Source organism: Planomonospora sp. ID67723 (genome assembly GCF_015711605.1).
Classification (GTDB): Bacteria; Actinomycetota; Actinomycetes; order Streptosporangiales; family Streptosporangiaceae; genus Planomonospora_A.
In genome coordinates this window covers 333,652-358,092 of the sequence record NZ_JABTEZ010000001.1, presented here as the reverse complement: position 1 = coordinate 358,092, position 24,441 = coordinate 333,652, and the positions used below count along the sequence as shown (strand labels likewise).

Genomic DNA, 24,441 nt, shown 5'->3' with positions numbered 1-24,441 from the left:
GTACGGCTACCGCATATCCAACAAGCCGACGCGCCCCGGAAGTCCCGGACGGGCTCAGGAACCGAAGGCGTTGCTGAGCCCCGCGACGAGGAAGGTGGTGGTGGCCAGGGCGATCAGCCCCAGGTTGACGCCGATGCCGATCCAGACCCACCTGATCAGGCCCCGGGCCCGCGCGGGCTCGGTCTCGACCTTGCCGAGCGCGATCCCGGACAGGATGGTCCCGACGATGCCGCCGAGACTGACGAAACAGCTCAGCGCCAGCGTGATGCTGACCACCATCGCGACGATCGCGTGGGTCCTGACCCCCTCGACGTCGTGGTAGGGCCCGGCCGCGTAGCCGTACCCCTGCCCGTAGGAGCTGTGGGATCCGTAGGGGTCGTAGGCGCCGTAGGGGCTCTTCCCGCCATCCGGACTCGTGCTGGGGCCTTCGGGGGTGCCACTGATCACTGGAAAACCCGTCTCGCTTCTGCGGAACCGTGCAGCTCAACAGATATCACGGCGACGAGGGATCGGACCCGGGGATGCCGAGACGGGCACGCAGGGCCTTGCGGTCGAGCTTGAGGATGCTGGTGACCGGGATCGAGTCGGTGAAGTGCAGTTCGCGGGGGTACTTCACCCGGCCGACCCGGACACGGGCCCAGGCGATGAGCTCCTCGGCCGTGGCCGCGGCGTCCGGCCGGAGCTGGACGAAGGCCACCACCTCCTCTCCGTGGACCGGGTCGGGGCGGCCGACCACACCGGACATCAGCACGCCGGGGTGCTCGTTCAGGGCGTCCTCGACGTCACGGGGGAAGACGTTGAACCCGCCCCTGATGATCAGGTCCTTCTTCCGGTCCACGATGTGCAGGTAGCCGTCGTCGTCCAGGCAGCCGATGTCGCCGGTGTAGAGCTCGTCGCCGACCAGCGCCGTCGAGGACGGGACCGGCGCCGTGTCGGGGGCGGCGACGCCGGGGTCGCCGGTCCAGTACCCCCGCATCAGCGCCTCGCCGCGGACGCAGATCTCGCCCACGTCACCGATCTCCAGCTCCTCGCCGTCGTCGTCCCTGACAGTGATCGTGTAGCCGGGGAGCGGCAGGCCCACGCTGCCGACCTTGCGCCTGCCGGGCGGGTTGAAGGTGGTGACCGCGCTGGTCTCGGTCAGGCCGTATCCCTCCAGGATCTGCACGCCCGGCACCCGCCGCTCGAACTCCTCCAGCACCTCCCGGCCCAGCGGCGCCGCCCCGCAGGTCAGATAGCGCAGCTCGGGCAGGCTGACCTCCTCCAGCGGCTCGGCCAGCAGCATCTGGAGCATCGACGGCACCACCGCGCCGTACTGCGCCCGCTGCTCGGCGGCCAGGTGCAGGAAGGCCTTGGGGTCGAACCAGCGCATGAGCACGGCCTGCGGCGGCTCGACGGCGTGCATGCCCGCGATGGTGACGATCAGGCCGTAGGCGTGCGAGAGCGGCACCGGGACGATCATCCGGTTCATGCCGGGCAGGCGGGACATCTCCCAGGCGGCCCGTGCGACGTGCCAGAGTCCGCCGTGGGTGAGCATGACGCCTTTGGCCCGGCCCGTCGTGCCGCCGGTGTACATGAGCGCGGCGAGGTCGGCCGGGTCGCGCGCGACCGGGCCCCGCTCTCCCGCGGACTCGATCTCGGAGAACGGCGTCGTGCCCGCCGGGGCCTCGCCCACCACGACCACGGGAGTCTCCCCGGGCAGTCCCGAGACGGCGGCCCGTACGGTCCCCAGCAGCTCGGGGGAGGTCACCACCGCCGCGGCGCCGCTGTCGGAGAGGATGTGCCGCAGCTCGTCGGCCCCGACGAGGAAGACCACCGGTGTGACCACGGCCCCGGCCGCCCAGAGCGCCTGGTAGACGATCGTCACCTCGGGACAGGTGGCCATCATGACCACCACCCGCTCGCCGGGCCCGATCCCGAACTCCGCGAAGCCGCCCGCGGAGCGCCGCGCGCGCTCGGCGAGCGCCTCCGCGCGGTGCCAGGTCCCCTCGTAGTACAGCGAGTCGAAGTCATCGAACCTGGTCCACGACTCCTCCGCCAGCCGGCCCAGGGTGTGCTCAGCGCTCATGACGCCAACGTGATCCGCTACGGCCGTGCCGTCAAGCCCGTGCGCCGGGCCCGGCGCACGGGCTTGACGGCACGGCCCTCCGGGCGGACGGCGCCGGCCTATGCCTGGATCTCGGCCACCCCGGTGATGCGGTGCAGGGCGAAGCGGTGCACCGCGGCGCGCGTCTCGTCGTAGGCGGTGAGATAGCCGCCCTCCATCCGGGCGGGCTCCAGGATGCGGCTGGTGGCGTTGCCCTGGGAGTCGAGGTAGCCGATCCAGACCTGGGAACCCTGCCGGATGGCCTCACGCAGCGCACCGATCGTGGCGGTCGCGGGGGAGCGCGGCACCTGCCCCTCGGGTGCGTCCACCGGCCTGCGCCGGGACCGGTGCGCGGCGTCCCCGGCGCGCACGGCGCGCACGGCGGCGGTGATCACCTCGGCGTCCAGGCCGGTGAACGCGGCCGGCGCGCGCAGTTGCGGGGGGCCCTCGGTCCTGCGCACGTCGAGCTGGGTGACGATGACGTCGCCGTCGAGGGACTCGGCCACCGGGGCGTAGCCCATCGCGCGCAACGAGTCGACCAGGGTCGCCCGGGAGGTCTTGGAGGCGATCACGGTGGGGGCCAGGCGGCGCAGCCGGAGCGGGATCGCCCGCCGGTCGGCCATCACCTCGTCGAGCACCGTGGGGTCGTCGCAGCGAACGTAGGCGCTGGCGGTGCCGATCCGCATGCGGCCGTGGCGGCGGGCCACGTCGGTCACCAGGTAGCCGAGCGGCTGCGGGACCGGGGTCGTGGAGTGCCGCTCCAGCATCGCCAGCATCTCGTCGGCGCCCTGCCCGGCGTCCAGCGCCCGCCGGATCGAGCTCTCGCAGAACCGGTAGACCGTCGCGCCGCCGGTGGACTCCACGTCGGCGGCGAGCGCCAGCCAGCGGCCCAGCTCACCGGTGAGCGGGCCCGGGGCCACGGCGGTCAGGTCGGCCTGGAGCAGCACGTGGTCGAGAGGCTCGGGCAGCAGCGGGGCCAGCAGCTCCGCGGCGGACGCCGTACGGCTCCCGCCCTCGGATCCGGACGCCAGGGGAGAGGCCGAGGGCAGCAGCGCCCGCCCGTGACCGGAGAGCGCGCCCAGGCCGGTGACCCCGATCTGCTCGGCCTCCCGCAGGGCGAACTCCACCAGGCGGTCGCGGTCGGTGATCCGGCGGCGCGGCTGCTCCCAGGCCAGGCGCTCGCGGACCGCCTCCAGGGACGGGGCCAGGGGGGCGTCCGGCCCGCCCGCCACCGCCAGCATGCCCAGCGTGGTGGCGCGGATCTCCGGCGCGGCCGCGCGGCGCAGGTCGGGGTGGAGAGCGCTGCGCAGCCGGTCGCGCTCGTCACGTTCGCCGATCATGCCCGGCACCCGGTCCATGGTGAGCCAGGTCGTGGCCAGCGTCACCCAGCGCTCCTCGGTGGCGCGCACCTTCCAGGCGTCGTAGACGGGGGTGGGCATCCAGTCGCCGTCGACCGAGCCGCTCGCGGCCACCAGCCCCGCCGCGTGCGCCACCTCGATGACCAGGGCGGCCACCCATTCGGGCACGTCGAGCAGGGTCGCGGCGCGTTTCAGGTCGCGCACGGCCAGGCCGCCGCCGCGGAGCACGCCGGGCGGGTCGGCGCTCCACCGCTCACACAGCTCCTCCACCGCGCGGGTGAACGTGAACGCCTGCCCGGCCGCGGTGCGGTCGGCCAGCACGCGGTCGCGGGCGGTGCCGTCGAGCGGGGGAGGGACCGGCGCCAGGTCGCGGTGGATCCGGCCGTCGCGCAGGAACAGCCCGACCTCGCGGGGCAGGACGACGGACTCCTCGCCGGTCGCGGCCAGCAGCGCGCGGGCCAGGAGCTGCTCGATCGGCGAGCGGGCGGTGTCCACCCGCACCTCCCGGCGCGCGTTGGGCACCCGCCCGCCGGCAGGCCCCCAGGTCAGCTCGTCGAGGGCCGAGCGGGCCTGCGGCGAGACCTCCTCGACCAGCCGCGCGACGGTCTCCCGGTCGGCCAGCAGCGCGGCGAGCTCCTCCTTGGCCCCGCCGCCGCCCCCGCCGAGATCCTCGACGAGCTCGGCCAGGCGCTCCCGGTGGTAGTGGCGGAACACCTCCACCGCGGGCGGGCCGAGGCCCGCGGGGGCGTCGAGCACCTCCCGCACGCCGGGGGCCGGGACGAGGGCCCGGTCGGTCCCGTGGACCAGGGCCAGGGAGCGGAGCCGGTCGACCGTCTCCCTGAAGCGGGCCTCGAACACCGAGTCGGCGGGCCCGCGCAGCCCGCGGGCCACCTGAGCGCGGAGCGGCCGGTAGGCCACCGGGGAGGCGAGAACGGCGAGCGTCTCCAGGACCGCGAAGGTGAACCGGTCGAGGCGGTCGAGCACCCGGCCGATCGCCGAGGGGCTGCTCGCCCTGCCGGCCAGCCCCTCGACGTGGGCGGGCACCGGGGTGATGAGCTCCGGACGCAGTGCGACGAGCTCCCTCAGCTGCTCGTCGCTCCGGCCGCGCAGCCACTCCGCGAACTCCGTGCTCATTCCGACAATGGTAGGCCGATCGGCCGACAATGTGCCGTAGGCAAATGTCCGCGAGCACCTGATCGGTACGGAACGGGGGAAAGGGTCGCCCGGCGGGAGCCGCTGAGGGAGGATGACAAGGGTGATCGAGCATGCCGACCAGCTCGTCCTGGAGTACGTCAGCCGGGCGGCGGACGCCGCCCACGGCGTGCTGCGCCCGGAGCAGCGGATCGACTTCGTCCACCGGCTACGCGAGCGGATCGACGCGGAGCGGAGGGGATCGGAGAGCGCCGCCGTCGTGGAGAAGGTCCTCGCCCGCTTCGGCGACCCCGTGGTCCTGGTGGAGCGGGAGGTCATGCGCCTGGCGGGGGAGCGGGCCCGGCAGAGACCGGCGGAGGCGGCCGGCCGTACGGGCCCGGTGATCCGCCCGTCCGGGGTCGTGCCCCGTCCGGCCCCGCCTCCGGACGACCCTCCGACGCTCGTCACCTCCGTGGAGCCCGTCACCCAGGAGCTCCCGGCGGTGGAGGAACGGTCGCCGGACGCGGCGCCGGCCTCCCGGCCGCCGGGGCCAGGAACGTCCCAGGGGATGCCGCCGGGCATGGCCAGGTCGATCGAGGAGGCCAGGAGGGCGCTGGCCGGGGAGCGGTCCGGCACCGGTCCCGTCCGGCGCCGGCGAGGGGCCGGGCGGGACGGCGGGGAGCGGCCCCCCGGGCGCCGGGACCGCTGGAGGCGGCCAGGCGGGCGGGAGCGCCGCCCGGGAGGCGGGCGGGACGCCGCCGACGCGGTCTCGATCCTGTCGGAGCGTCCGCGGGAGGTGGCCGGGATGGTGCTGCTCGCCCTGGCCGCGGTCCTCGTCCCGCTCCCGCTGGCGCCGGTCGCGGTCTTCCCGATCCCGTTCGTGGTGTGGGCGGTCGGGACGGCGGTCGTGCTGTCCTGTCCGGGCTGGGAGGTCGGTGACAAGACGCTCGGCGTGGCCGTTCCGCTGCTCGCCTACTCCGTCGGCGGCGCGGCGGCGGCGTTCATCCGCACCGGAGGCGCGATCGAGAGGATGGTCGACGACTTCTTCCGGGTGAGCGGGCTGATCTTCGTGATCGGCACGGCGGTGGGCGTCCTCTGGCTGGCCTACCGCCTGGTCAACCCGCCCGCCCCGCTCACGGGCAGATCGCGGTAGTCCCGCCGGGCGTTCGGCCCCGGCGCGGGTCTCAGCCCACCGCCTGCACCGCGGGTCTCAGCCCACCGCCTGCACCGCGGGACGGGGCAGCAGGCCGAGCGCGAGCTGGACCCAGGCGGCCACGAAACGGTCGCGCTCCGCGCGGCCGGGGGGCTCTCCCACCGTCTCCTGGAACAGCCGGTAGTGGACCACCGCGCCGCCGAGCACGGCGCCGATCGCGGCCCAGTCGACGTCGGCCTCGGCGTATTCGGGCTGGGCGCGGAACCACGTGGTGATCGCGTCGAACATGGGCTGCAGCAGTCCTTCGCGCACGGTCGCCACCAGCTCGGGGAACTGGCTCAGGTCGCGGAAGAAGACGCGCGTCAGCTCGCTCTCCTCGCGGACCTTGGCCAGCCCGGCCCGGCACAGGTGGGCCAGGCGGTTCTCGATGTCGAGGGAGGCGTCGACGGCGTTCATCTCGGCCAGGGTCTCGGCGATCTGCGCCCGGGTGCGGGACGCGTGCTCGTTCATCGCGGCGGCCAGCACCTCGTACTTCGACTTGAAATGCCGGTAGAGCCCGCCCGCGCCGGGGGAGAGCCCGGAAGCGGCCTCGATCTCGGCCACCGAGGTCGCCGAGTAGCCCCGCTCGGCGAAGAGCCGCAGGGCCTCGTCGATGATCCGCTCGCGCGTCGATCTGGTCATTTCGCTGCCGACACCTCCGTGATGACCTTATCCAGTGGGGAATCCGCCGGGACACGGATCGCCCCGCCGTCACCTGTGGCGATGACCACTCCCCTCCCGGTAAGTGATTCCTTTCCCGAAGGGTTCCACAGTGCCGCCACCGCGTACAGCGCTCTCGCGGAGCCGCGTCGACGATCAACGGAAGAAATTTTGGATTACCCGGTTATGTCCTTATTTGACATCCTTCGGGGTATGCATTCAGTGGGGTTCGATCTCGACATGACGCTCGCGGACACGCGCGCGGGCATCGCCGCCGTCTACGACGAGCTGTCACTGCGCATCGGAGTGGCGATCGACAGCGCGGCCGTGGTGGCCCGGCTGGGCCCGCCGCTGGAGTGGGAACTGGCCAACTGGCTCCCCGCGGAGGAGATCCCCGCGGCCGCCGCGATCTTCCGGTCCCTGTACCCGTCGCTGGCCGTACCCGTCACCACCCTCATGGCCGGAGCGCGCGAAGCCGTGGAGACGGTACGGCAGGCCGGCGGCAGGGTCATCGTGGTCACCGGCAAGAACTCCCGCGACGCGCTGAGCACGGTGGAATTCCTCGGATTGGACGTGGACGAGGTCGCGGGATCGGTCTTCGGAGCGGACAAGGGCCCGGCTCTCGCGACTTTCGGCGCGGCGGCCTATGTTGGAGATCACGTCGCCGACATCGAGGCGGCGCGCGCGGGAGGCGCCGTCAGCGTGGCGGTGGCGACTGGTCTCTATCCGGTAGGAGAGCTGCGTGATCACGGAGCCGATGTTGTGCTGGAGGACCTGACCGAGTTCGCCGGATGGTTCGACGGGTGGCGAACCCCGGCCGCGCTCGTTTAGGGACGTCCGCGAGACATCCCGATCGGGCACCCTCCTACCCGATTCACCCGGTCGCCCTCGGCCTTCCGTGGGCATAACCTGTTCCCATCCCTTTCACGAGAGTCTGAACGAGGTCACCCCTGTGCCGAGTGGCAAGGTCAAGTGGTACGACGCCGACAAGGGTTTCGGCTTCCTCACCCGCGACGACGGCGGTGAGGTCTTCGTGCATTCGTCCGCGCTGCCCGGCGGCGTGGACTCCCTCAAGCCGGGCCAGAAGGTCGAGTTCGGCGTGGCCGAAGGGCGCCGCGGCCAGCAGGCGCTCTCGGTCCGCGTGATCGACCAGCCCCCTACCCTCGCCAAGGCCGCCAAGCCGAAGGGCAAGCGCAAGAAGCCCGACGAGATGGTCGTCATCGTGGAGGACCTGATCAAGCTCCTGGACACGGTCTCCATGTCCTACCAGAAGGGCAAGCACCCGGAGGCCGCGCACGCCAAGAAGATCGCCACCGTGCTCCGCGCGGTCGCCGACGACCTGGACGCCTGACCGCCCCGTCCGCCCGCCCCGCCTCAGCCGTGCGGGTTGGTCAGCGGCTTGGTCCGGTTCTCCGCGGGGGGATCATCACGCCGTACGACGGTGGTGGTGGTCCCCCCGCTCCGGTTTCCGGGGGCCGGCGCCGAGGACCCGGCCTTCCGGGCCGCTGCGGGAGCCTCCGCCGGGGCGGCGGCCCTGGCGGCCGCGATCCGGGCGTCTCTCGCCCGGATCCGCCTGCGCCGCTGCAGCAGAAGCCAGCCGAGCGATCCCGCCAGGACCACGGTCATCACCGCGAGCCCGGCGGGCCCGTCGGCGAACAGCGAGAGCAGCAGCCCGACCAGCCCGCCGCCCACCCAGGCGATCTGCAGGAACGCCTCGACCACGCCGAACGTGGACGAGCGCACCTCCTCGCCGATCTCGCGCTGCACGATCGCGTCCAGCGCCAGCTTGCCCAGCCCCTGGGCGAACGCGGCCACCAGGGCGACGGCCACCGCCGTCCACAGGGAGAACACCACGACCGCCACGATCGTGGCCACCCCCGACAGCGCGAGCGTGGCCAGCACGATCACCTGAGGCGAGTGGTTGCGCACCCATGAGGCCACACCCGCCCCGGCCAGGCCGCCGGCCCCGGCGGCCAGCGCCAGCACGCCGATCGTGACCGTCACCGGCAGGCCGGGCACCTTCTTCTCCTGCACCAGGAAGAGCAGGTAGAACAGCAGGAACCCGGAGTAGAGGCGGATGGCGACGTTGGCCAGCATCGACTCGGCGACCACCGGGCCCACGTTGAGCATGGTGCGCCAGCGGGGCGGGCGCTCGGGGTCCTCCTGGAGCTCCTCCAGGTCGGGGGAGTCCACGTGGCGCGGGAGCCGTACGGCCAGCACGCCCTGCAGCAGGAAGAGCAGCATCGCCGCGCGCAGCACCCACTCGGCGCCGAGCCAGGCGCTGACGCCCGCCCCGGCGGACACCGCGATCCCGGCCGAGACCAGCGCGAACAGCGCGACCCTGGCATTGGCGGTGACCAGCGCGATGTCGGCGGGCAGCACGCTGGGCATGATCGCGGCCCGGGAGACGTTGTAGGCCTTCGACAGCACCAGCACGGCCAGCGCCGCGGGGAAGATGGTGAAGGCGTCCTCCGAGACGACCGCCGCCGCCATCGCGAAGCAGAGCAGTCCACGGCCGAACAGGGTGCCGGCCATGACGAAGCGGCGGCCCGAGCGGAACCGGTCGAGGACCGGGCCGACGAACGGCGCGACGACCACGAACGGGATCATCGTGATCAGCAGGTAGAGCGCGACCTGTCCCCGGGCCTCGTTGACCGGCAGTTTGAACAGCGTCCCGGCCAGCGCGGCGGTGACCAGCGCGTCGCCCGCGCTGTGCGCGGCGGTCAGCTCGATCAGCTGGCCCAGCCCGGTCCGGCCCGCGCCCTGGGCGTGGGTCAGCCGCCGCGCGGCCCGGCCTGCTCCCCGGGTGGCGTCCGCCACGCCACGCCCGGCCCGCGCGGCCGCCCGTCCGGTGCTCCTACCGGCCCGCGCGCCCGCCCGCCCCGCCCCGGCGGCCGCACGGCCGAACCGGCGGGAGGCCTCCGTCGCCGTCCGCCACGCTCTCTCCCAGCCACCTGCCACGCATCCAGTCTTACCCAAAGGACACATGTCGTGCCCGGTGTGACCGGTCACTTGCCGGGTGATGGGTGGTTACCGGTGCCGTTCGCTCCGGGCATAGGCGAGAATGAGACCGTGAACGAGCGAGGTAATGGAGACGGCGCCCCTCGGGTTACGAGGATGACGGAGGAGGACTCGTGACCCGTACCCGATCTCGTGCCGCAGCCCTCGACCAGGCGTGCGCCGCCGCGGTCGACCTGGCCCGTTCCGCGGTCGAGGAGGACGTCAGACCGGAGCAGATCGGCGAGCACCTGGGCGCCGAGGGCGAGGGCGACCGGATCGTCACCCACTACTTCGCCTGCCTGGACCGCGCCTACCGCGGGTGGCGCTGGGCCGTCACCGTCACGCGGGCCTCCCGTGCGCGCAACGTCACGGTGAGCGAGGTCGTGCTGCTGCCCGGCGCCGGCGCGCTCCTGGCGCCCCCGTGGGTGCCGTGGAGCGAGCGGCTGCGCCCCGGCGACCTCGGCGTGGGCGACCTGCTGCCGACCACCGAGGACGACGACCGGCTCGCGCCCGGTTTCACCGACACGGACGACGAGACCGACCGTCAGATGATCTTCGAGTACGGTCTCGGCCGGGCCCGGGTGCTGTCCCCGATCGGCCGCGACCTCGCCGTGCGGCGCTGGCACGCAGGCGAGGCCGGCCCGCATACCCCGATCGCGCACGCCGCTCCGGCCCAGTGCTCCACCTGCGGGTTCTACTGGCCGCTCGCGGGCGCGCTGCGCACCGGCTTCGGCGTCTGCGCCAACGAGTACGCCCCCGACGACGGCAAGGTGGTCGCCGCCGACCACGGCTGCGGCGCGCACTCCGAGGCCGCCGTGGTGCCGCACCAGGTGGAGCCGACCCTCCCGATCCTCGACGACCACGCCTACGACCTGGAGGAGGAGCCCTCCGAAGCGGAGCTGGCCGGCTCCGTGGACGACGTCTCCTCCGACGAGCCGCTGGGCCACTCCTGACCCGGCGGCGCTTTCCCTGACCGAACCCCGGCCCGGCCGGTCCGGGCCGAAGACCGCCCGGACCGGCCGGGTCCGTCATCCGGATGCGCACGCTCCGGGGCCGTCACACCGGCCGGGAGCGGTCCGCGACCTCGTCCGGACCGTCCGGACCGGGAGCGGCCCCGGGCTGTCATCCGGATCACCTCCGGTCCCGGCCCGGCGACCGTGCGACGCCGTCCGCGGGCCCCGACGTTTGGACTCATCGCTGTGACTGACACCTTCGGCACCGACCGCTTGCGCTCCGCCGTGCTCACGGCGTGGACCGCCTCGCCCGCGCGTTTCCGCGAGGACGCCAACGCGGAGGAGGACTTCGCGCTCGGCGGCTACCGCGACCGGCTGATCGTCGAGCTCGCGCAGAACGCCGCCGACGCCGCCCTGCGCGCCGGGGTCCCCGGCCGCCTGCGACTCTCGCTGCGCGAGGGCGTGCTCTCGGCCGCCAACACCGGCGCCCCGATCGACGCCGCCGGGATCGAGAGCCTGTCCACGCTGCGCGTCTCCGCCAAGCGCGACGAGGCCGGGGCGACGGGCCGGTTCGGGGTCGGCTTCGCGGCCGTGGTCTCGGTCTGCGACGAGCCGGTGATCGGCTCGCTCGGCTCCGGGGTGGTCCGCTGGTCCCGTGACCAGACCGCCGCGCTGGTGGCGGCCGAACCGGTCCTGGCTCAGGAGCTCGCCGAGCGCGGCGGGCACGTGCCCCTGCTGCGCCTGCCGTTCCCCGCAGGCCCCCTGGAGATCCCACCGGGGTTCGACACGCTGGTACGGCTCCCGCTGCGCGACGAGGCGGCGGTGGAGGCCGTCCGGCGGATGCTGGCCGAGGCCGGTCCCGCACTGCTGCTCGGAATGCCGGCCCTGGAGTCGATCGAGATCGACGTGGACGGCGAGACCCGGACCGTCGTCACCGACGGCTGGCAGGTCGTCTCGGCCTCCGGGAGCTTCTCCCCCGACCAGGTGTCCGAGCTGTTCGCCGACCGCCCGACCGAGGAACGCGCGCGGCCGTACTGGCAGGTCCGCTGGGCCGTGCCCGTCGCCCCGGGCGCGGCCGAGGCGGGGGGCGGCGAGCCGCTGCCGCTGCCCGCGAGGGTGCCGGCCGTGGTGCACGCGCCCACCCCGAGCGACGAGCCGCTCGACCTGCCCGCGCTCCTGATCGCCTCCTTCCCGCTGGCCACCGACCGTCGGCACGTCGCGATGGGCCCCCTCACCGACTTCCTGGTCGAGCGCGCCGCCGAGGCCTACCTGGAGCTGCTCTCCGGGCTGCCGCGCACCCCGAAGCTGCTCGACCTCGTGCCCGGCATGATGGGCAAGGGCGAGCTCGACGCCCGCATCCGCAGGGCGATCCTGCGGCGGCTCCCCGACACCCCGCTCCTGCCCGCGCTCTCCCCGCCCGCCGACCGGGCACCCGCCGACGCGCTGCTGGGCGGCCCGCCCGCCGGTGCCGCACCCGCCGGCGCGGAGCCCCGAAGCGGCGGGGACCCGGTCGTGTCCGGGCGGCAGGCCTCCGTCGTGGCGGCCCCCGGCGCGCTGCTGGAGAAGATCGCCGCGATGGTGCCCGGCCTGCTGCCCGCCGGATGGCCGTCCCGGCACCCCGCGATCGTCGCGCTCGGCGTGAAGCGGGTGGAACTGGCCGAGGTCGTGGACATGCTCTCCGGCGACCTCTCCGGCGGCGCGGAGGAGAGCCGGGAACCGGCCTGGTGGCGCTCGCTGTACGAGGTCCTGCCCGCCGACGACCCCGAGGCGCTCGGCGCGCTGCCGGTCCCGCTGGCCGACGGCCGCCTGGTCCGGGGGCCGCGCGGCACACTCGTGCTGACCGAGGGCGGTTCCCTGGACCTGGCCGTGCTCGCCCCGCTCGGGCTCCGCGTGGTGCACCCCGAGGCCGCCCACCCGCTCCTGCTGCGGCTGGGCGCGGCCGAGGCGACGCCCCGCACCGTCCTGGAAGACCCGCTCACCCGGGCGGCCGTCTCCGAGTCCCTGGAGAGCGCCGACCCCGAGCCGGTGGCCCAGGCCGTGCTCGCGCTGGTCGACGCGGCCGGGCTGACCGCGGGGGAGGCCCCGTGGCTGGCCGACCTGGCGCTGCGCGGCGCCGACGGCGAGCTCTACCCGGCGGGCGAGCTGCTCCTGGCCGAGGGCGCGCTGGCCGGCCTGCTGGACTCCGAGACCCACTTCGGCACCGCCGCGCCCGAGCTGGTGGAGCGGTACGGCTCGCGGGTGCTGGCCGCGGCCGGGGTGCTCGACGGCTTCGCCGTGGTGAACGACTCCGACGTCATGATCGACCCGGACGAGTGCGACCACGACCTGGACCGCGAGGACGAATGGCTGGAGCACGTGCTCGACCTCCTGCCCGAACTGGACGTGCCTCCGGTGGCACGCGAGTTCTCCGCCGTCCGGGACCTGGAGTACGTCGCCGACTGGCCCGCCGCCCTCGCCCTGCTCTCCCGGCCGCCGCTGCGTTCGGTCCTGCACCCGCTGCGCGTCCTGGCGGCGGGGGAGGTCGTGGAAGTGCCGTCCTACACCTCGTGGTGGCTCTCCACCCACCCGGTGCTCGGCGGCAGGCGCCCCACGGAGCTGCGCCTGGCCACCGGCGACCCGCTGCTGTTCGGCCTGTACGGCGAGGCCCCGGCCGCCGCCGACGAGGCCGCCCTGGCGATGATCGGCGTGCGGACCACCCTGGCCGACCTGCTCGCCTCGCACGGCGGCCCCGACGAGCTCCTCGACCTGCTCGCCGACCCCTCCGTCGAGGTCGACCGGGCCCAGCTGCGGGCCCTGTGGGTGGCGCTCGCCGCGGTCGACCCGGCCCGGGTCGCGCCCCCGCGCGCGGTCCGCGCCGTCCTCGGCGGTGAGATCGTCGTCGCCGGCGTCGAGGACGGGCACCTGCTCTCCGGCAGCGGACACGGCTCGGGCGCCGGGGCGGGCGAGCCGGTCGTGGTGGAGGCGCCGGACCTGCTCCCGCTGGTGGCGGACCGGCCGCTGATCCTTGCCCCGTTCGACCTGGCCGAGGCGCTGTCGGAGCTGCTCGACCTGCCGCTCGCCGGGGAGGAGGCGGCCGGCGAGGTGACCTCCCTGGGGGAGATGCGGGAAGTCCCGCCCGCCGTGCGGTCCCTGCTGCCGACCACGCCCACGACCTATCTGGAGCACGAGAAGCTGCTGGTGGACGGCGTCCCGGTCACCTGGCGGTTCGATGAGGGCACGGTGCACGCCTCCGGGGTGGAGGGACTGGCCCGGGGGCTCGCGTGGGCGTCGGGGCAGTGGGGCGACCGGCTCGCCGTCGCCGCGCTGCTGCACGACCCCGCCGCGGTGCCGCTGCTGCTCGCCGAGGCCGACCTGGACAGCTGGACCGACTCGACCGGCTGACGCCCGGCACGGGCGCCGTCAGGTGACCGGCCGCCCGCTGCTGTCGCCGAGGGTCCCGGACCCGTCCGTCCCGGGCGCGGGCGAGGCGGGCGGGATCGCCGTCGCGGGCTCGACCGGCTCCTCCGAGAGAGGCGGCGGGCCCCGGCGGTCGCGCCGCCGGACGTACCAGAGACCGAAGAGTCCGCCGCACAGGCCCGACACGCACGTCCAGATCCACCACTGGTGCTCGGGGCCGGGCCGGAGCACCACGAGCACGACGAGGGCGATCGTCCACAGGCCCATGCCCGCGAGGATCGTCGCCGTGTCGTTGGTCTTCAGCGGCTGGAGATCCTGGCGGCGAGGCTCGTTCACACGATCCAGCGTAGGCGACGAAATCTCACTACTCGCAAAACGGGAAGAGTGAGGGCGCGGATCGGTTGCGATCCCATCACCATCGTGAACTGGGCCTTCCGGGAGCAGGTGCTTGCTGCCAATCTGCGTCCGTGAGTGACGCTAAGACAGTCCATGATGCTAAAACACCCCCAAAAAGTTCACTTGACCGTTTCTTCCACATCTCTGAACGTGGTTCGTCAGTGGGCAGGGAGGTTCGCGGCGGCTTCGCGACCTTCTTCACGATGGCCTACATCGTGGTGCTCAACCCCCTGATCATCGCCACGGCCAAGGACGTCGAGGGCCAGTACATCGCCGACGCGACCTCGGCGCCCATCCCCCTGGTCGCCGCGGGCACCGCCTTCGTCGCCGGGGTGCTCAGCATCCTGATGGGCGTCATCGGCAGGGTCCCGTTCGCGATGGCCGCGGGCCTGGGCCTCAACGCCTTCGTCACCTTCGGCATCGCCACGCAGATGTCCTGGGAGTCGGCCATGGGCCTGGTCTTCCTGGAAGGCGTGATCATCGCCCTCCTGGTGCTGACCGGGTTCCGCACCGCGGTGTTCAACGCCATCCCGGCCCAGCTCAAGACTGCGATCAGCGTCGGCATCGGCCTGTTCATCGCGCTGATCGGCTTCGTGGACGCCGGTTTCGTCCGCAAGGCGCCCGCCGTACCGCTGGAGCTCGGCATCGAAGGCGGCCTGACGAGCTGGCCGCTGCTCGTGTTCGTGGTCGGCCTGCTGCTGACCGCCCTGCTGGTGGCCCGCAAGGTGAAGGGCGCCATCCTGATCGGCATCGTCGCCACCACGGTCCTCGCGATCGTCGTCGAGGCGGTGGCCAAGGTCGGCGGCCCGGGGACGCCCGACAATCCCAACCCGTTCGGCTTCCGGCTCGTCGTCCCCGGGCTGCCCGACAACATCTTCGGGTTCAGCAACCCGCTGGTGCTGTTCAGGGAGTTCGATCCCGTAGGCGCGTTCAGCTCCGTCTCGGTCATCATGGTCCTGCTGCTCGTCTTCACCCTGCTGATCACCGACTTCTTCGACACCATGGGCACGATCGTCGGCGTCGGCGGCCAGGCCGGGCTGATCAAGGAAGACGGCACGCTGCCCAGGACACGCGAGATCCTGCTCGTCGACTCGATCGGCGCGGCGGCCGGTGGCGCGGGCTCGGTCTCCTCCAACACGACCTACATCGAGTCGGCCGCGGGCGTCGGCGAGGGTGCGCGCACCGGTCTGGCCAGCGTGGTCACCGGCGTGCTGTTCCTGCTGGCGATCTTCATCTCACCGCTGGTCGGCATCGTCCCCCACGAGGCCGCCGCCCCGGCGCTGGTCGTGGTGGGCTTCCTGATGATGACCTCCATCCGTGACATCGACTTCACCGACTACGAGATCGCCATCCCGGCCTTCCTCACGATCGTGCTGATGCCTTTCAGCTACTCGATCGCCAACGGAATCGGCGCGGGGTTCGTCACCTTCGTGCTGATCAAGCTGGTGAAGGGCAGGGCGCGTGAGGTGCACCCGCTGATGTGGGTGGTCGCGGCCCTGTTCGTCGTCTACTTCGCCCTCGGCCCCATCAAGGTCCTGCTCGGCCTCGCCTGAGCACCGTTCTGGAGGCCGTCGTGGTGACCGTTCGCGGTCGCCGCGACGGCCTTGTCCGTCTTGTGGCTCAGACGCCCGGCACTGGGGACGAGGGAGCGTCCCCGGCCCGGGAGAGCACGGAGCCGGTCGATGACACTGCTTCGCCCGCTGCGGGTCGTCCTGTTCCCCGGCTGACTGCTCCACAGGGCGACCGGCATGTCGAAGCCGGTGCTGTCAGCGGCCGCCGTACGACACCCCGACGCCGCCCCGCCGCCCGAGGAAGCCTGCGGGAAGCCGGCGGTGCCCCTATCACAGCCGGGCGCGGTGCGTCAGTATCAGTGGCCATGGGCCGAGATCGCCGCACACGTGCCAGGTACGGGCTCGTCAGCGCGGCGGCGCTCCTGACGGCGCTGGCCGCCGCCGCAGCGGGCGCCTGGCTGCTGCCGGAGGCCGAGGGAGTCGGAGACATCGATCCGCTCGGCGCGGTCATCGCCCTGCTGGCCCTCGGGGTGAGCCTGTGGACGCTGGGTCAGGCGCTGCGGCAGCCGCTCACCCCGGCCGATGCGCTCAAGGAACTGGCCATCGCCGTCGGGGAGGCCGAGCAGGAGGCCCGCTACCGGATGCTGGGCGACCACGTCGTACCGATCGACGTGACGTTCGCTCTGCTCCACGCCCCCGCCCACCGGGTGCTGGATTTCCCCCCTGGAGGCAGGCTCACGCAGATCGTCGACTACTACCGGCCGCCTCGGCCACGCCCTCCCCACCGGCTGGTGATCACCGGTGCGCCCGGCGCCGGCAAGACGGTCCTGGCCATCGAACTGATCCTGGGACTGCTCGCCGGACGCCGTACGGACGACCCGGTGCCGGTACGGATCTCGGCCGCCTCCTGGGACGTCCGCCGCAGCGTCGACGAACTCCTGCGAATCCACCTGGTGCGGGTGTTCCGCCTGCAGCCGGCCGTCGCCGAGCAGTTGGTGGCGGCCCGGCTGGTGCTGCCGGTCCTGGACGGCCTGGACGAGATGGACGCCGGCTCCGCCCCCGGCGGAGCCTCCCGCGCCGGCCAGGCCCTGGCTCAGGTGGATGCCTACCTGCATGGCAGCGACCGGGCCGATGTGGTGCTGACCTGCCGCACCGCCCAGTACCAGGCGCTGCGTGCCGCCCGCAGCGGCGGCGCCGACATCACCTGGGTGGAGATCCTCCCGGTCCTGTCCGTCACAGCCGCAGGGTTTCTGAGCCGCCGCACCCAGGGCTCGCCGCGATGGGAGGGGGTGCTGGAGACGCTGAGGACCGAACCGGTCGGACCGCTGGCCCGCGGCCTGGCCACCCCGTGGCGGCTCACCCTGGCTGTGACCGTCTATGAACGCCCCAGCCCCCACGGCCCCCGCACGAGCTCTCTACGCACTCCTGCCGAGCTGACCGCCCTGGACTCGGCCGAAGCCATCGGAGATCATCTCCTGGCACAACTGATCTCCACCGTCACTCCCGCCGACGCCCCCTACAGCCCGCGCCAGGTGTGGACGTGGCTGGCGGTGCTGGCCCGCTACCTGGACCGCAACGCCGCTGCCCCGCCCCCGGCGCTCGACGGACGACCCCTGCCGGGCACGGATCTGGTGCTGCACGAGCTGTGGCCGCTGGCCGGACCCCGCCTCCCGCGGATCGTGCACGTGCTGCCCGTCGTCATGCCGTGGTTGCTCGCCGGAGTGATGGGGATGCGAGCCTGGGGCTTCGACCTGACGACGGGCGTCGCGATCCTGGCGGGTCTCACCGTGGCGGCGAGGGCGTGGTCGGCGTGGCCGGAGCCGCGACGTCTGCGCGTACCCGTGCTGACCACGCGCGCCAGCCGGCGCCGTATCGCAGCCGGGACCGTCGTCGGTTTGGCGGCCGGGCTCGCCGGTAACCTCGCGGTCGGGCTGGCGGCCGGCCTGGTGATCGGCTTCATGGAGACATCCACCGGTTCCGGGACCGCGACAGCGCGGACTCCCCGCACCGTGGTGCTGTCCGATGCCGCCAGCGGGCTGGGAGTCGGAGTGGGGATCGGGCTCGCCGCCGGCCTGGGGATCACCCCTGCCGTCGGTCTCGCGTCCGGCCTCGTGGCCGGGGCGGCGGCCGGGCTGGCGTTCGGCCTCGCGTCCGGGACCGTGGCGCTGCGCTACGTCGCGTTCCTGGCGTGCACCCGGAGCTGGAGCCGCCAGGCGCTGCCGTGGCGGCTGGGCCGGTTCCTGCACTGGTGCACCGAGATCGGCCTCATCCGCGTCGCCGGCATCGCCTACCAGTTCCGCCACCGGGAACTCCAGGACTACCTGGCCCGCCACCCCGCTCCCGAATCCATCCGCAGGCGCGTCGACCCGGTCGATGCGTGAAGCGACCCGCGTGAACGGGGCTTCGTCCCCTGCGGGCGCTGGCTGTGACCCGCCGTCGATCCAGGCGGTAGCGTCACCGGGAACATCGCTTCAAGGAGATCGAATGGGTATCTGGGGCCCGGGAAACTTCGATGAGGACACGGCGGCCGATCACCTCTCGATCATCACCGATCGGCTGATCACCGAGGTCTCCGAGGCGATGGCGGGTGATCCGATCCACCTCGAGCCCGACGAGTACTGGGGTGTCGCGGTCCCGTGCAACCTCGAACTGCTGTACCTCATCGCCCAGCAGCACTACGTCGGCGCCGAGCTGCCTGGAGCGGACACGATCGGGGAGTGGAAGAAGACGTACATGGCCGTCTGGGACGGGGCGATAGACAACCTGAAGCCGCGTCCTGAATACCGGGCGCAGCGGCGCGCGGTGCTCATCCGGACGTTCGACCGGCTGGCCGAACTTGCCGCCCGGCGTGAGGCGTAGCGTTGCGGGGATCGGCCGGAGGCCCGCGCCACGGGGTGGTAAGAGCTCACCGCCGACTCGGAAAGGACGACGCGGACGTTCCCGTGTACTACCGGCGGCCGGCCGGGTTCATCGGGGACTCGACGGTGGAGCGAGGGCCACCCGGTCGCCGGCGCCGGCCGGGACCCCGTCGGAGCTCGCGACGTTGAGCAGCCCGATTCCCAGTCCCAGGCCCAGTACGGTGATCACGCCTTCGGGCCAGTAGATGTGGCTGCCCAGCCACATGACGGAGGCGGCGATCAGGATCGCGCCGCCGACCGCCACGCGCCGTCCGCCGTGACGTGCGGCCAGGGCCGCGGTCGTCGCGATCGAGGCCAGCAGGAAGCCCGCCGACCCGACCAGTCCGAGCGCTCCTCCGACCACGTCGATGGCCGTACCGGCACGGGTCAGGGCGGAGAGGTCGTCGGTGTTGGCCACCAAGGTCCCGTAGGCGACCCCGGCGATCGCGTCGAGGCTCGTGTAGAAGATCGCGTAGACGTAGGAGCCCACCCGCGCGGCCCTCACCCAGGGACCCTCCAGCCCGCGCAGGAGCAGCAGCAGGGAGCCCGCCAGCAGGGGAAACACCGGGAGGAGGAACAGGTGCAGGGCGACCCACCGTACGGCGGTGTCCTGCGTCAGGTGATGCGGGTGCAGCAGTCCGGCTGCGGCGAGCACGGCGGGGACGAGCGTCAGGAGGGCGGTGCGGAGAGCGACCTGACGGACGGGAGCAGGCTGCCCGCGGGTGGGGTCGGCGCGCGGGTGAGTGGTCACTGGTCACTCCTGGCGGGGACGGATGTCGGCACGTGCAGGATTCTCGCGGCGCCGGACCGCGAGCGCTTCGGCCGAACAGGCGACCGGCGGGGGGTTCACCCCGCGGCCGGCCGCCCGGTCAGGCCGTCGAGGATCACCTCGATCCCGGCCGCGAAACCCGCCTCCAGGTCGAGGCCGCGGATCTCGCCGGCCAGCCGGTGGGTGACGGGGAACTCGGCGGGGGGCAGCGCCGACAGCTGGCCGGACTCGGCCTCGTCCGGCGGGCCGATGGCGGCGTTGACCTCGGCGAGCGTGAAGCCGGTGGTGTAGGAGAAGAGCAGGGTGCTCGCGTGCACGATCCGCACGGGGGGCAGGCCGGCCTCCTCCAGCGCGCGGTACAGCTCCTCGTAGATCCGGTACTCCTGCATGGTGCTCTCCGGGTAGGAGGCCAGGTAGGGGAAGAGCCGGGGATGGGCGTGCGCGACCTGCCGCAGGGCGTGGCACAGCGCCCGGACCCGGTCCCGCCAGCCGCCGGTGCGGGCCCGCGTGAGGTCCATCTCCTCCAGGACGGTCTCCACGACGCCGCGCAGCACCGCGTTCCTGGTCGGCAGGTAGTAGTACAGCGCCGTCGGGAACACACCGAGGTCGGTGGCGAGGCGCCGGACGCTCAGCGCCTCCACCCCGGCCTCGTCGATCATCTCCAGGGCCCGCCGCAGGATCAGCTCCCGGGACAGGGGTTGCCGCTCCGGCTCGGCCGCCTCACGGGACCGGTCTCCGGTGATCTTCTTGACCATGTTGTCCACCGTACAATAGATTCGCTGTTGTTCACCGTACAACGCGGTTCACCAGGAGCGATGGGGAGCGGCATGCGCCTGACGAGAAAAGAGCTGCTGGCAGGGATGGCCGGGCTGTCGGTCACGGCCGCCGGAGCCGCCTTCGGCTACCGGGCCGGTGCGTCGTCGGTTCGGTGCCCAGCCGGGGGCAGGTGGGCGGTCGATCACGACGGCGCCGTGCAGGGCGGCGTCGTGGGCGACGTCACCCGCGTCATCGTGATCGGGGCCGGCCTCGCCGGTCTCGCCGCGGCCAACGCCCTGGCGTCGGCCGGGGTGGAGGTGCTGGTCCTGGAGGCGAGGGACCGACTGGGCGGCCGGATCCGCACGGTCGAGACCGGCGGAGCCGACGTCGACCTGGGCGCGGCGTGGATCCACAACCCCCAGGGGAACCCGCTGACGGAACTGTGCGACCGGGCGGGCATCCGGCGGCGGCCGTACGACCTCGACGGCCTCACCACCGGGGTCGCGCTGGTGGGAGAGGGAGGCGTGCGCGTGCGCGGGATCGGCCGCCTGCGCCTTCTCCGCAGCGCCGCCGGGTTCGAGGACGCCGCCGAAAGGCTCGCCGCCCGGTTCGAGCGCGCCGCCGAGGAGCTCGCCGCCCGGTTCGGGCCGTCCGGAGGCCCCGCCGGGCGGCCCGGAGAGCCCGGCGACGGAGGGCGGGAGACGACCCTCGCCGGTCTCATCGACGCCTACTGCGCCGAGGAGGCCGACGCCGACCGCCGCGAGTGGGTCCGGTTCATCCTCCGGACGGTCGTCGAGACGGAACTGGCCGCCCCGGCCGCCGACCTGTCCGCCGCGGTGCTGAAGGTCCCGGAACCCTACGGCGGGGGCGACGACGTCCCGGAGGGCGGATACCGCCGTCTGGTCGCGGCGCTCACCCCCGACGCGGCCGTTCGGACGGGCTCGGCCGTCCGCGTGGTCCGGGCCACCGGTGACGGCGTCACCGTGGAGACGGCCGACGGCCGCACCGAGCGCGGCTCGCACGTGCTGGTCACCGTTCCCCTCGGGGTGCTCAAATCGGGAGCGATCGCCTTCCTCCCGGCTCTGCCCGAGCCGAAGGCGCGGGCCGTCGCGGGGCTCGGCTTCGGCGACTTCGAGAAGGTGGTGCTGCGGTACGGCTCCCGCCACTGGGACGGCGACGCCACCGGCTTCCTCGTCCGGCACGGCGACACCCCGTTCCGCGCCTGGATCGACGCCACCGGCCCGGCCGGCGCGCCCACCCTGATCGCGCTGGCCGGCGGTCCCGCCGGGAGGGCCCTGGCCGCGCGGGCCGAGGACGAGGTGCTGGGGCGGGCCCAGGAGGCGCTCGCCTCCGTGCTCCGCGCGAAACTTCCGCCGCCGGTGGCCTCGGCCGTCACCCGCTGGCGGAACGACCCGTTCGCCCGCGGCGCCTACACCCACCTCACCCCCGGCGCCGGCGTCGCCGCGATCGAGGCCCTGGCCGCCCCGGTCGCCGGTCGCGTGCTGTTCGCGGGCGAGGCGACCTCCACGGTGCGTTTCGGTCACGCCGACGGCGCCTTCACCTCCGGCGTCCGCGAGGCCGGGCGTCTGCTGGGAGTCCCGTCGGTGGAGCTGAGACTGCAGACGTGATCTCCCGGGTGCCCGCGCCCCGGCCGGGGGACGCCGTGGTCTCCGCCGGGACCGGCGTTGAGATCGACCTCACTCGCGCAATCACCGCCCACCGGTTGGGGATCGGGGTCGCGTCTGGCACGCTGTACGGCTCGCGGAATAAAACCCGAGCCGGAGGGAATGAGATGCGATCCAGCTTCGTTAGCAAAGGTAATGACTTACGCTAATGAACACCCCACCCAGGAAGGACCCCGTCGCGAACCTGCGCAGCGACGCCGGTCTGGCGTCCGCGCTGCGCGTGTCACTGGCACGACTGACCAGGCGGCTGCGCAGGCAGGGGACGGGCCACTCGCTGACCCCCACCCAGGTCGCGACGCTCGTCGCCGTGGAACTGCATTCCGGGATAACCCCCGGCGAATTGGCCGAGCGCGAGAAGGTGCAGCCGCCCTCGATGACGCGCGTGATCGCCGCGCTGGAAGAGCGGGGGCTCCTCTCGCGTACACCGCACCCGACCGACCGGCGGCAGGTGACGGTGAGCGTGACCGCGGAGGGCTCGGCGTTGCTGAAAGAGGAACGGCGCCTCAGAGAGGCGTGGCTGACGCAGCGGTTGAAGGAGCTGACACCCGAGGAGAGGGCGGTGCTCCGGCAGGCGGCTCCGATTCTGGAGAAGCTCAGCCGGATCTAGCCGAGCCCGAGGAACCCGGCGCCTCGGCCGTCCCCGCAGGGGCCGAGGCGCCGGGTTCCGAGCCGCCCGCCGTACCCGGCAAGAAGCTGGGATGGCGGGCGCGGCTGCGCCGGCGGAGGATCGCGCGGGAGGCGTCCGCACGCGAGACCCAGGCCGTGGAGACCGCAACCGCCCAGGTGGTGCCGGAGGCGCGGGGCGGGATGTTCCGCTCGTTGCGCAACCACAACTACCGGCTCTTCGCGATCGGCGGCGTGGTCTCCAACGCCGGCGGATGGATGCAGCGCACCGCGCAGGACCTGCTCGTGCTGGGTCTGACGGGCGGCAGCGCCACCGCGCTGGGCGTGACCACCGCGCTGCAGTTCCTCCCGATGCTGCTGTTCGGCCTCTGGGGCGGCATGATCGCCGACCGCTATCCCAAGCGGCGGGTGCTGCTCGTCGCGCAGTCGCTCCTGGGCGTGCTCGCGCTGACCATGGGGGCGCTCGTCGTGACCGGCGCGGCACGGGAGTGGCACGTCTACGTGATGGCCTTCGTGCTCGGCCTCATCGCCTGCGTCGAGGTGCCGACGCGGCAGTCGTTCGTGGTCGAGATGGTCGGCCGCAAGGACCTGCCCAACGCCATCGCGCTGAACGCCTCCAGCTTCAACCTGGCCCGCGTCGTCGGCCCGGCGGTGGCGGGCGTGCTCATCCACGTGCTCGGCGGCACCGGACCGATCTTCCTGATCAACGCGGTCTCGTTCCTCGCCGTCCTCGGAGGCCTGGCGATGATGCGCACCTCGGAGCTGACCACTCCCGAACCGGTCTCCCGGGACAAGGGCCAGCTCCGCGAGGGCCTGCGCTACGTACTGGACCGGCAGGAGCTTCTCATGCCGATCCTGCTGGTCGCGTTCGTCTCGCTGTGCACGCAGTCGTTCTCGATGTCGATCGCGCTGATGTCCAGCGAGGTCTTCGGTTCGGGTGCGGCCTCCTTCGGGCTGGCCTCCAGCGTGTTCGCGGTCGGCGCGCTGGGCGGCGCGCTGATGGCGGCCCGGCGGGTACGGCCCAGCCGGCGGCTGCTGATCGGCGGCGCGGTCTCGTTCGGTCTCTTCCAGATCGCCACCGGCCTGGCGCCGTGGTACCCCCTCTACCTGCTCCTCCTCGTCCCCACCGGCATCGCGCTGATCTCGGTCAACACCTCCGCCAACTCCAGCGTCCAGCTCGCCGCCTCGCCGGAGATGCGGGGCCGGGTGATGGGCATCTACGTGCTGGTGTTCACCGGCGGCGCCCCCGTCGGCGCACCGCTGCTCGGCTGGATCGCCGACCTCGGCGGTCCGCGCGCGGGCGTCGTGGTCGGCGGGGCGCTCACCCTGCTCGGCGTCGGTGCGGCGATAATGCTGACGAAGGTGATCGGCAGGAGGTCGCATGCGACTGTTCGCGGGGTTGCTGCCGCCGCAGCCGGTGCGCGATGAGCTCGCCCGCGCGCTCGAACCCCATCACGCCGCCTGGCCGCACCTGCGCTGGATCGATCAGGAGAACTGGCATCTGACGCTGGCGTTCCTGGGCGAGGTGGCGGAGGAGGTCCTGCCCGAGCTGGAGATCCGGCTCGGGCGCGCGGCGTCGCGCCACGCGCCGATGACGCTGGCCTTCACCGGCGCGGGCGCGTTCCCCTCGGCCCGCCGGGCGCGCGTCCTCTGGGCCGGGCTGCGCGACTGCACGGAGTCACCCGGCGGGGCGGGTCCGGGGCGGGGACGCCCCAGGATCGTCCGGCTGGCCGAGTCCGTCATGGCGGGGGCCCGGCGGGCGGGAGCCGTTCAGGCGGACGAGGGCAAGCGGTTCCGGCCGCACCTCACCCTCGCCAGGCTGCGTGCCGACGCCGACGTGAGCCCTCTGGTCGAGGCCCTCGGGCCGTTCGCCGGAACCCCCTGGGAGGCGGGAGCCGTACACCTGGTGCGGAGCCACCTCGGGGCCAGGGTCCGCTACGAGACGGTTGCGGAATGGCCCCTGACGGCACGGGCACCCGGTGGGCGGGACTAGGCTCCAGGGCGTGGATCGTCCCCGTCGCTGGCTGCTG

At 73.3% G+C, this 24,441-nt stretch carries 20 protein-coding genes; 12 read left to right on the top strand and 8 right to left on the bottom strand.

Going from position 1 to position 24,441, the window contains the following annotated elements:
* Window positions 1-54 precede the first annotated feature (54 nt).
* The 3 genes from HS041_RS01575 to HS041_RS01565 form a co-directional block, all read right to left on the bottom strand.
* Window positions 55-447, bottom strand: a complete 393-nt coding sequence (locus tag HS041_RS01575) for a hypothetical protein (RefSeq protein WP_196438736.1) — start codon at window positions 445-447, stop codon at window positions 55-57.
* A 46-nt stretch (window positions 448-493) separates the two neighbouring features.
* Window positions 494-2,065 carry an AMP-binding protein gene (locus tag HS041_RS01570; RefSeq protein ID WP_196438735.1) on the bottom strand — a complete coding sequence of 524 codons (1,572 nt, stop codon included), beginning with the start codon at window positions 2,063-2,065 and terminating at the stop codon, window positions 494-496.
* Window positions 2,066-2,163: 98 nt separating this feature from the next.
* Entirely contained in the window at window positions 2,164-4,575 is a 2,412-nt protein-coding gene (locus HS041_RS01565; protein ID WP_196438734.1) for a helicase-associated domain-containing protein, read from the bottom strand.
* A gap of 121 nt (window positions 4,576-4,696) precedes the next feature.
* Between HS041_RS01565 and HS041_RS01560 the strand changes: the two genes are divergently transcribed.
* Complete coding sequence (locus HS041_RS01560; RefSeq protein ID WP_196438733.1) at window positions 4,697-5,725, top strand: hypothetical protein; 1,029 nt, start codon at window positions 4,697-4,699, stop codon at window positions 5,723-5,725.
* Between the two features lie 57 nt (window positions 5,726-5,782).
* On the opposite strand, the gene HS041_RS01555 is transcribed toward HS041_RS01560, so the two are convergent.
* Entirely contained in the window at window positions 5,783-6,406 is a 624-nt protein-coding gene (locus HS041_RS01555) for a TetR/AcrR family transcriptional regulator (protein ID WP_196438732.1), read from the bottom strand.
* Window positions 6,407-6,637: 231 nt separating this feature from the next.
* Here HS041_RS01555 and HS041_RS01550 point away from each other — a divergent pair, with 231 nt between their 5' ends.
* Entirely contained in the window at window positions 6,638-7,255 is a 618-nt protein-coding gene (locus HS041_RS01550) for an HAD family hydrolase (protein ID WP_196438731.1), read from the top strand.
* A gap of 121 nt (window positions 7,256-7,376) precedes the next feature.
* A complete protein-coding gene (locus HS041_RS39705; protein ID WP_196438730.1) occupies window positions 7,377-7,775 on the top strand; it encodes a cold-shock protein in 399 nt (132 codons plus the stop codon).
* A gap of 23 nt (window positions 7,776-7,798) precedes the next feature.
* Here the strand turns inward: HS041_RS39705 and HS041_RS38015 are convergent, their stop codons facing one another.
* Window positions 7,799-9,385, bottom strand: a complete 1,587-nt coding sequence (locus tag HS041_RS38015; protein WP_307845126.1) for an MFS transporter — start codon at window positions 9,383-9,385, stop codon at window positions 7,799-7,801.
* 173 nt (window positions 9,386-9,558) lie between these two features.
* Here HS041_RS38015 and HS041_RS01535 point away from each other — a divergent pair, with 173 nt between their 5' ends.
* Together HS041_RS01535 and HS041_RS01530 are read left to right on the top strand one after the other, a co-directional pair.
* Window positions 9,559-10,377 carry a DUF3027 domain-containing protein gene (locus HS041_RS01535; RefSeq protein ID WP_196438728.1) on the top strand — a complete coding sequence of 273 codons (819 nt, stop codon included), beginning with the start codon at window positions 9,559-9,561 and terminating at the stop codon, window positions 10,375-10,377.
* A 246-nt stretch (window positions 10,378-10,623) separates the two neighbouring features.
* A complete protein-coding gene (locus HS041_RS01530) occupies window positions 10,624-13,758 on the top strand; it encodes a sacsin N-terminal ATP-binding-like domain-containing protein (protein WP_196438727.1) in 3,135 nt (1,044 codons plus the stop codon).
* Between the two features lie 18 nt (window positions 13,759-13,776).
* On the opposite strand, the gene HS041_RS01525 is transcribed toward HS041_RS01530, so the two are convergent.
* Complete coding sequence (locus tag HS041_RS01525; RefSeq protein WP_196438726.1) at window positions 13,777-14,109, bottom strand: DUF2530 domain-containing protein; 333 nt, start codon at window positions 14,107-14,109, stop codon at window positions 13,777-13,779.
* 131 nt (window positions 14,110-14,240) lie between these two features.
* On the opposite strand from HS041_RS01525, the gene HS041_RS01520 reads away from it, so the two are divergent.
* The 3 genes from HS041_RS01520 to HS041_RS01510 all read left to right on the top strand — a co-directional run bounded on the left by HS041_RS01520 (window position 14,241) and on the right by HS041_RS01510 (window position 18,539).
* Entirely contained in the window at window positions 14,241-15,722 is a 1,482-nt protein-coding gene (locus HS041_RS01520) for an NCS2 family permease (RefSeq protein WP_196438725.1), read from the top strand.
* Window positions 15,723-16,045: 323 nt separating this feature from the next.
* Window positions 16,046-18,061, top strand: coding sequence for a hypothetical protein (locus tag HS041_RS01515; RefSeq protein WP_196438724.1), 2,016 nt, complete (start codon window positions 16,046-16,048; stop codon window positions 18,059-18,061).
* 103 nt (window positions 18,062-18,164) lie between these two features.
* A complete protein-coding gene (locus HS041_RS01510) occupies window positions 18,165-18,539 on the top strand; it encodes a DUF4259 domain-containing protein (RefSeq protein ID WP_196438723.1) in 375 nt (124 codons plus the stop codon).
* Between the two features lie 108 nt (window positions 18,540-18,647).
* Here the strand turns inward: HS041_RS01510 and HS041_RS01505 are convergent, their stop codons facing one another.
* The gene (locus HS041_RS01505) at window positions 18,648-19,328 is read right to left on the bottom strand and encodes a hypothetical protein (RefSeq protein WP_196438722.1); all 681 of its coding nucleotides are present in this window, start codon (window positions 19,326-19,328) and stop codon (window positions 18,648-18,650) included.
* Between the two features lie 95 nt (window positions 19,329-19,423).
* Window positions 19,424-20,101 carry a TetR/AcrR family transcriptional regulator gene (locus HS041_RS01500; protein WP_196438721.1) on the bottom strand — a complete coding sequence of 226 codons (678 nt, stop codon included), beginning with the start codon at window positions 20,099-20,101 and terminating at the stop codon, window positions 19,424-19,426.
* Between the two features lie 72 nt (window positions 20,102-20,173).
* Here HS041_RS01500 and HS041_RS01495 point away from each other — a divergent pair, with 72 nt between their 5' ends.
* From HS041_RS01495 to thpR, 4 genes are all read left to right on the top strand, one after another.
* On the top strand, window positions 20,174-21,730 hold the full coding sequence (locus HS041_RS01495) for a flavin monoamine oxidase family protein (RefSeq protein WP_196438720.1): 1,557 nt from the start codon (window positions 20,174-20,176) through the stop codon (window positions 21,728-21,730).
* 205 nt (window positions 21,731-21,935) lie between these two features.
* Window positions 21,936-22,394 carry a MarR family winged helix-turn-helix transcriptional regulator gene (locus HS041_RS01490; protein WP_196438719.1) on the top strand — a complete coding sequence of 153 codons (459 nt, stop codon included), beginning with the start codon at window positions 21,936-21,938 and terminating at the stop codon, window positions 22,392-22,394.
* A gap of 155 nt (window positions 22,395-22,549) precedes the next feature.
* Window positions 22,550-23,839 carry an MFS transporter gene (locus HS041_RS01485; protein ID WP_307845124.1) on the top strand — a complete coding sequence of 430 codons (1,290 nt, stop codon included), beginning with the start codon at window positions 22,550-22,552 and terminating at the stop codon, window positions 23,837-23,839.
* On the top strand, window positions 23,793-24,404 hold the full coding sequence (gene thpR / locus HS041_RS01480; RefSeq protein WP_196438718.1) for an RNA 2',3'-cyclic phosphodiesterase: 612 nt from the start codon (window positions 23,793-23,795) through the stop codon (window positions 24,402-24,404). The genes HS041_RS01485 and thpR overlap by 47 nt, the downstream gene beginning before the upstream one ends.
* Window positions 24,405-24,441 lie beyond the last annotated feature (37 nt).